Annotated in this window: 6 protein-coding genes; all 6 read left to right on the forward strand. The window is 35.5% G+C overall.

Annotated elements, in window-relative coordinates; translation table 11 throughout:
• Positions 1 to 55 precede the first annotated feature (55 nt).
• The 6 genes from H6W52_RS17435 to H6W52_RS17460 all read left to right on the forward strand — a co-directional run bounded on the left by H6W52_RS17435 (position 56) and on the right by H6W52_RS17460 (position 7,157).
• Complete coding sequence (locus H6W52_RS17435; protein WP_116099388.1) at positions 56 to 1,660, forward strand: hypothetical protein; 1,605 nt, start codon at positions 56 to 58, stop codon at positions 1,658 to 1,660.
• A gap of 236 nt (positions 1,661 to 1,896) precedes the next feature.
• The gene (locus tag H6W52_RS17440) at positions 1,897 to 2,475 is read left to right on the forward strand and encodes a hypothetical protein (protein WP_116099387.1); all 579 of its coding nucleotides are present in this window, start codon (positions 1,897 to 1,899) and stop codon (positions 2,473 to 2,475) included.
• A gap of 97 nt (positions 2,476 to 2,572) precedes the next feature.
• Positions 2,573 to 3,373 carry a WxL protein host-binding domain-containing protein gene (locus H6W52_RS17445; RefSeq protein ID WP_116099386.1) on the forward strand — a complete coding sequence of 267 codons (801 nt, stop codon included), beginning with the start codon at positions 2,573 to 2,575 and terminating at the stop codon, positions 3,371 to 3,373.
• On the forward strand, positions 3,366 to 6,107 hold the full coding sequence (locus H6W52_RS17450) for a hypothetical protein (RefSeq protein ID WP_116099385.1): 2,742 nt from the start codon (positions 3,366 to 3,368) through the stop codon (positions 6,105 to 6,107). Before H6W52_RS17445 ends, H6W52_RS17450 begins: the two co-directional genes overlap by 8 nt.
• Entirely contained in the window at positions 6,104 to 6,637 is a 534-nt protein-coding gene (locus H6W52_RS17455) for a hypothetical protein (protein ID WP_116099384.1), read from the forward strand. Before H6W52_RS17450 ends, H6W52_RS17455 begins: the two co-directional genes overlap by 4 nt.
• A gap of 55 nt (positions 6,638 to 6,692) precedes the next feature.
• Positions 6,693 to 7,157, forward strand: coding sequence for a hypothetical protein (locus H6W52_RS17460; RefSeq protein WP_116099415.1), 465 nt, complete (start codon positions 6,693 to 6,695; stop codon positions 7,155 to 7,157).
• Positions 7,158 to 7,588 lie beyond the last annotated feature (431 nt).

Consider the following 7,588-nt stretch of genomic DNA (forward strand, 5'->3'; position numbering starts at 1 on the left):
TTTTGTATTTTTATAGAGATTCTTCATTCCGCTTCACTATATTCAGAATGACAAATTGAAATTAATTTTAAAAATATTTTTTGTACTGTTTTGCGTTTTTGTACAGGCGCAGAAGAAACATTATTTCCTGATCGATTCTGAAACCAAGGTGAAGAAAAAGGTAAAAGATTCTACTTCAGCAGTGAAGTTTCTGGATTCTCTGGCTCAGACCAATTACTTTTTCACCCAGTTGAAAGAAGTCAGAAAAAAAGGTGACAGCACAGAAATATTTTATGACAAAGGGAAAAATTTCAACCAGACTTACGTTAATCTTTCAGATTCAATTTCAAATAAAACGAAGATTCAGAAAGAATTTTTCACTAAGAATTTAGATTCAACAAAAAGGAGCATCAACAAAAAGTACATTGATGAAGGCTTTGCATTCAGCAGGATAAAATCCAAATATAAAGGTCAGAAAAACGGCTATCCTATTGTAGAGCTCGACATCAACAAGAACGATAAAAGAACCATCGACGGTTTTGTGGTAAAAGGCTATACAAGCGTTCCCAAAAGATTCATTAAAAATCTTGAAAAGGAATTTAAGGGAAAAACCTATGATGATAAAAACCTGATTGCCATTAATAAGTCTTTCCAGAGCCATCAGTTTGTTGCTTTGGAGCGTCCTCCGCAAACGTTATTCACCAAAGATTCCACGAGCATTTATCTTTTCATGGAAAAGAAAAAAACCAATAGTTTTGACGGGGTCATTGGTTTCGGAAACGATAAAACGGATAAATTTACCCTGAACGGAACTTTGAATGTAAATTTCAGAAATATTTTCAACAGTTTTGAGCTCATCAATCTTTACTGGCAGAGAAACCCGGATAAAGGACAGACTTTTGATCTTCAGACGGATATTCCTTACCTTTTTAAATCCAATGTCGGGCTTAATATGAAGGTGAATATTTTCCGTCAGGATTCTACATTTGCCAATGTAAAGGCACTTCCGGCATTTTATTACCATCTGAACTCCCGAAATAAACTGGGACTGAGAGGAACTTTCGAAAGTTCCAGCATAATCGATACGTTGTATGTTCAGGGTAAAGATTACAACAAAAAAGGAATCGGAATCTGGTTTGAAATGGTAGAACCGACCGATATTGATCTTTTCCTTTATAAAACAAAAATTAATGCCGGATACGATTATTTAACGACTACTTATACCAAAGACAATATAAAATCTCCGCAGAATCAGTTTTACTTCTTTGGAGAGCACAATTATCATATCAACGGAAATCATTTCCTCAACATCAAAGCGGAAGGAGCGATGATGGATTCTAAAATCGACTTTTCTGCCAATGAATTGTACCGTTTCGGGGGCTGGAATTCCATGCGGGGTTTCAATGAAAACTCTCTCGCCGCCGATTTTTATTATTACGGAAGTTTAGAATACCGTTATCTCATCGGAAGTCAGGCATTTTTTGATGTTTTCGGGCAATACGGACAGCTCAACAACAAATCTCTGAATGTAAAACCCAAACTCTACAGTGTGGGTCTCGGTTTTAATTTCTTTATTCCGATCGGGTTGATGAGTTTCCAGCTTTCCAACGGTAACGAGTTTGGAAATCCTTTTAAATTCAACGATATTAAAATCCATTGGGGAATTCTGAGCCGGTTTTAAAAGGTATTTTTAGCTGATTATTTTTAAATAGATGAACAAAAATCTTATGCAAAATTGTGTAAGATTTTTCTTTTCGTTGATGCAAATTGTAAAAATTCAATAATTCAATCATTAATTTAACATATCATTTACATTTATAAAATACTGATTATTAAATGGTAATAATAAAAATTTATTATTAAATATTTTCATATTAAATTTAAAATTATTAACTTCACAAAACTAAATATATCACCATGAAAAGATTTAAGTTCACTTTAGCTTTGTCTTTAGTCGCAATTGCAGTATCTTCTCACGTAAGCGCACAAGACACTAACACAGACAATCACACGATAACGATTTCCGTTCCGGAAGTAGCTTTGGTAGATATTGAACCTGCCGCAAGCAAAAACATTACTTTAGGATTTACAGCACCTACAGAAGCCGGAAACCCGATCGTAGCAAACGCAGCCAATACTACGTTATGGCTTAATTACTCTTCCATAAAATCTGTAGCAGATCCTACCCGAAATGTTTCCGTAAAACTTAATGCCGTTATTCCGGGGGTTGATATCAACGTAACCGCTGCAGCGGCAACAGGATCGGGAGGCGGAACTTTAGGAACTCCTTCTGCACAGCTTACCTTAAGCGCCGCAGACCAAACCATTATTTCCGGAATCGGAAGCGCATATACCGGAAACGGAGCAAATAACGGACACAATCTTACCTATGCTTTAGCTCCCGGAAGTGGTCCCGGCGGAGTTGCTGCCTACGCAGATCTCACAGCTGCGGCAACTACGGTTGCAACCGTTACTTACACGATCTCGGACAATTAAGAAATACATTTTCCGATATACAGACAGGAAGAAGTTGCAGAAATTTCTTCTTGGTCTTGCATAGTCTTTTGTCAAACTTAAAACTTTACATACAATTATGATAAAGCAGATCTTGCTATTTTCTTTTTTGATGCTTCAGTTTGTGTTTCTGAAAGCAGGAATTGTAGTACTGAACGGACTTTCCCATACCTATAAAGTGGAAAACGGAAAAATATACAAAGGCAAAATTGCTATTGAAAATACAGGAAGCCAGTCTCAAAGTGTAAAATTATTTCTTCAGGATTTCAGTTATCAGTCAGATGGAACCATTCAGTATTCTGCTCCTCATACAAACGTTAAAACCAATACAGACTGGATTAAAATGAACACCAATCTGGTAACGCTTAAATCCAAAGAAAAAACGGAAATCTATTATGAAATTACCGTTCCTGATCAACTTTCTGAACCCGGAAGCTACTGGAGCGTTATTATTGTAGAACCTGTGGAAGAAATAAATCCTAAAGAAAATAAGCAGGGAGTGAGCATAACTTCGATCATCCGTTATGCCATTCAGGTGATTACTGATCTTGTTGCAGAGCAAGCAAAACCTGATCTTAAATTCGAGGGAATAAAAATTGAAAAAGAAAACGGAAAACAGATTGTAAAGGTTGCCATTGCCAATAAGGGAAATCTGTATTGCAAACCGACGGTAGTAATGGAAATGTATGATAAAAAGAGCGGACAGAAAACCGGAAGCTTTACGAGTCAGGCAATGGGATTACTGCCTCAAACCTCAAAATCTTTTCATATTGATCTTGAAAAAACGCCTCCTTCTCTTTATAAGGCGGTTCTTATCGCAACAGACGAAGATGAAAATGCTTTTGCCCTTAATGTGGAACTAGAAGTAAAAAATGATTAAAAACGGTGCATTATATATTTTTATTTTATTTCCGGTAGTATTTTTTTCCCAGACAAAAAATGGTATTGGAAAAAAAGACAGTCTGATGCCGGGAACCACCACTTCTATTCCATTTGCACTGGAAAATAAGTTTTCCGAAAACAAAATCTACAATTTCACTGTAGAAACTTCCAGCCAAAATATCATTCCCATTTTAGCAAAAGGAGAAATAAAAATGTTACCGGAAGAAAAAACAGTTTATATTGTTCCGGTAAAAATTGCATCCGAAACTCCTCAGGGAAGATATAAAATTACTCTTCACGGAACTGAAAGCAAAACAGGCGATCAGTTTTTCAATGATTTTGAATTTGCTGTTTCGGGAAACAGAAAACTTTTACTCTCGACTTTAAATGCTCCTGAATTTGTAAGAGCGGGAGAAACAATTTTTTCTACATTTCTGCTAAAAAACAACGGAAACTTTAAAGAAAATTTAATTCTGGAAAGTAAAAACGCGCTGATTGATCAGGAAAATTCATTGATTTTATCTCCGGGTGAACAGAAAATAATAACTGTATCAAAAAAAACCAATCCGGATTTAAGTAAAAATGAATCTCAAAACATCATACTTTCCGTTTACTCGCGAGAACATCCGAAAGAAAATCTATCTGCTTATGCAAGTGTGAAGATTATTTCTGTGAAACCATCAGAGGAAGATATTTTTCACAGGCTTCCTGTTTTTGCCTCTCTTGCTTTTACAGGAATGGAAAACCGCGGCGATTATCAAAACGGATTTCAGGGTGAAATTTACGGTAAAGGTAGTCTGGATAAAGAGAATAAAAATCTGGTGGAATTTCATGCAGTCACAAAAAATCCTGTTGAATTTAATTCTTTCACGAAGTATGAGGAATATTTTGTGAACTATAAAAGAGAAAACCTGTACATTCATGTCGGAGATAAAAATTATTCTTCTTCATTTTTAACGGAATATGCAAGATATGGACGTGGAGCGGAAATTCAAATCGATACAAAAAAGATGAGTTTCGGAGGTTTTTATAATCACCCCAGATTTTTCAGAGATATTCAGGATGAATTTAATGTGTATTCAAAATTTAAAATCTCAAAAGCGTCTGAGATTACAGCGGGATATTTATATAAAATTCCCCGTAAAGACCATCAAGCATTAAGTTTTAGCAATTTCAGGCTGGATTCTGATGCACAGCTTCCGTATGTAACCGGAAAATTTCAATTAAATAAAAACATAGAAGTTTCCGGAGAAATCTCTTACAGCAAAACTCAACAGACAAAGGGAAATGCTTTCATGATACAAACGGTTGCGAATTTTAATAAAATCAGCGGAAATATAATGTATATGCGTACAAGTCCTGAATATGCTGGATATTTTAATAATACGAGTACTTTTAACGGAAATATTCAGTACAGGATTTCAGAAAAAATAAATATCCTTGCCAATTTTGTTCAGGATGCAAAAAACTTTCAGCGCGATACTCTTTTTCTTGCTGCTCCTTACAGAAAATATCTTCATTATGGAATTCAGTACAGATATGCGAAAAGAGGATCTTTTACTATTTTTAATGGATTTCAGCGATACGAAGATCGATTGACTCCAAAGGAGTTTGATTATAAAGAACAGTTTTTAAGAGTAAGCATCGATCAGCAGTTCGGAATATTTCAATTCAATTTAGAAGGACAATTCGGAAAAACAAAAAATTATCTTTTAAACTTTTCAGGCAATTCAAGTTTTTATACGGCAAACATCGGCTTTGAAAAATTCAGAACTTCATTCAATATCTATGGAAGTTATGCCGTTACTTCAAGATACCAGATGCAAAATCAGAAGCAGGTTTATTACGGCGCCAGAATTCTGAGCAGGATTTCACAAAAGACAAGTTTCAGTTTATTTTATCAGAACAATTATATGCCTGAAGAATATTTTGCCGACAGAAATTTATTTGAAGTATTGTATCATCAGGAAATTTTTCGGGGACATGATTTTGATCTTTCCGGAAGATATACTTTACAACGCGGAGAACTGGGAAATAAAGACTTTATCTTTTCTCTTCGCTATACGGCAAGATTAAATATTCCCACGCAAAAAACAGCGGATTACATTACGCTTTCAGGAACGATTATTAATTTAGGCGTGAAAAAAGTGGACGGAATAAGAATTCTACTGGGGCAGTATTTATCTGTAACGGATAAGAATGGAAATTTTGTATTCAAAAATGTAATTCCCGGTGATTATATTCTGGACATCGATCGTTCTACAACGGATATTAATGACATTTCAGACATTAATCTTCCTGCTTCTTTGCACTTAGCCAATAAAGAAAATGTTTTCAATTTCGGATTAACCACAGCTACAGGAATTCAGGGAAAAACTGAGTATTCGGAAAATGCTCAATCCAACTTCATCGGATTATCCAACAAAAAAGATCGTAAGAAAAAAGAAAATGTCATCATTGAAGCCTCAAACGGAAATCAGATTTATCGCAAAATAGTAATGATCGGAGAAAATTTTGATTTTACCTATTTGCGACCCGGAGAATGGAAAGTAAAAGTTTACAGAAACGGATTGGATAAAAAGTATAAAATTCCCGTAGAAAGTTTTGATTTAACGCTAAATCCTTCAGAAATAAAAAAAGTAATCATTAACGTCATAAAGCAGCAATCGGAAATCAAATATCAGCAGGAATCCATTAAAGTAAGTTATAACGAAGTAAAAAATCAAAAATGAATGTTCTGAAACCTTTGTTTTTATTATCTCTCATGATTTCCTGTGATTTTTTTTCTCAAACGACAGGTAGCAGAAACATTGCTGTTACCTTACCAGTAGTTACACTCATGGATATTGAGCCTTCCGGAGCCATTAGTCTAAATTATACTGCCCCAAACGAGGCAGGAAATGCTATAACAGCACCCGTTGCAAATACATCAAAATGGATTAATTATACTTCTGCAATTGCCCCTTCCGGATTATCTCGCAGAATCACGGCATCGGTTAACCAGACAATTCCGGGAATCGATATTAAAATTCAGGCAGCAACAGCTTCAGGTTCAGGAGGAGGAACATTAGGAGTTCCATCTGCACAGATTACTCTTACAATAGCAGCTCAGACTATAATCAGCGGTATTGGAGGTGCATTTACAGGTAACGGTTCCAATAATGGGCATCAGTTAACAATAACTCTCGTAACCAATAATTATTCCAGCCTGGACTCAAGATCGAACACGCCGGTTATTATAACCTATACCATAACAGAATAAAGTTAAAATGATTAATTTAAAAAAATTTATTGTTAAAAATATATTCATTGTGATTATGACTGTATTTTCTAAGTCATATTCACAACGTACATTAACTGTCGGGGGAACAAACTGGACGGTAACAATTCCATCTATAACTGAAGCGGGAAGTAATTACCAAGGAACACATGAAAGTTCTCCAAGCCAGATTATATTAGCTGCAAGTGTTCCATTATTACTCAGCAGTGGAAAAGTTAGTATGCACTATACAGCAAATCCTGTCTGGAATCCGAATCTCATTTTAAGTGCAAGAAGAACCGGCGACGGATCTACAACTTGTCTTTTATGTACAATTTCCGGAGGGACCACATACACCACAATTCCACTGACAACAGATATCGAATTATTTAGGATAACGGCAGTATTGGCTTTAGCAGCTTACTCCAACATCCCTGTACAGCTACAGCTTTCCGGAGTATCCGTTACTCTGCCTGCAACAAATTATAATAGCCAGATTGTTTTTACAATAAGTGCTTTGTAGAAATTTTCTTTACCGCATATAGATCATATTTTCAGGAGCTTTATCCCGCTATCCACTCTTACTCCTCGCGCCCTGCTTTCCGAGCTAATTCCTTCTTTCCCACATCACGCTGCGGGGTATCCGTTTCTATCGGGGCTAGGAATGGCAAACAATATTGATAATTAATGGGTAATGAGTAATGGGTAATGAGTAATAAAGATGAATGATGATTGATAATTGATAATTGATTATATCCTCGGGTTTCTTTACTTTTCTTTTTTTACTTGTTCCTTTATACTTGTTACTTGGCTCTTTTCTCTTGTTTATTTCCTTTGATAAGGGATAGATTAAGATTAGAGATGAAGAGTTATACGCAAAAAAAAGTCTCATAGATTAATTTCTATGAGACTTTTAAATAAAAACTGGCGGCGACCTACTCTCCCGCTTGTCGC

Origin of the sequence: Chryseobacterium sp. C2(2020), from assembly GCF_014218915.1 — a bacterium.
GTDB lineage: Bacteria > Bacteroidota > Bacteroidia > Flavobacteriales > Weeksellaceae > Chryseobacterium > Chryseobacterium mucoviscidosis.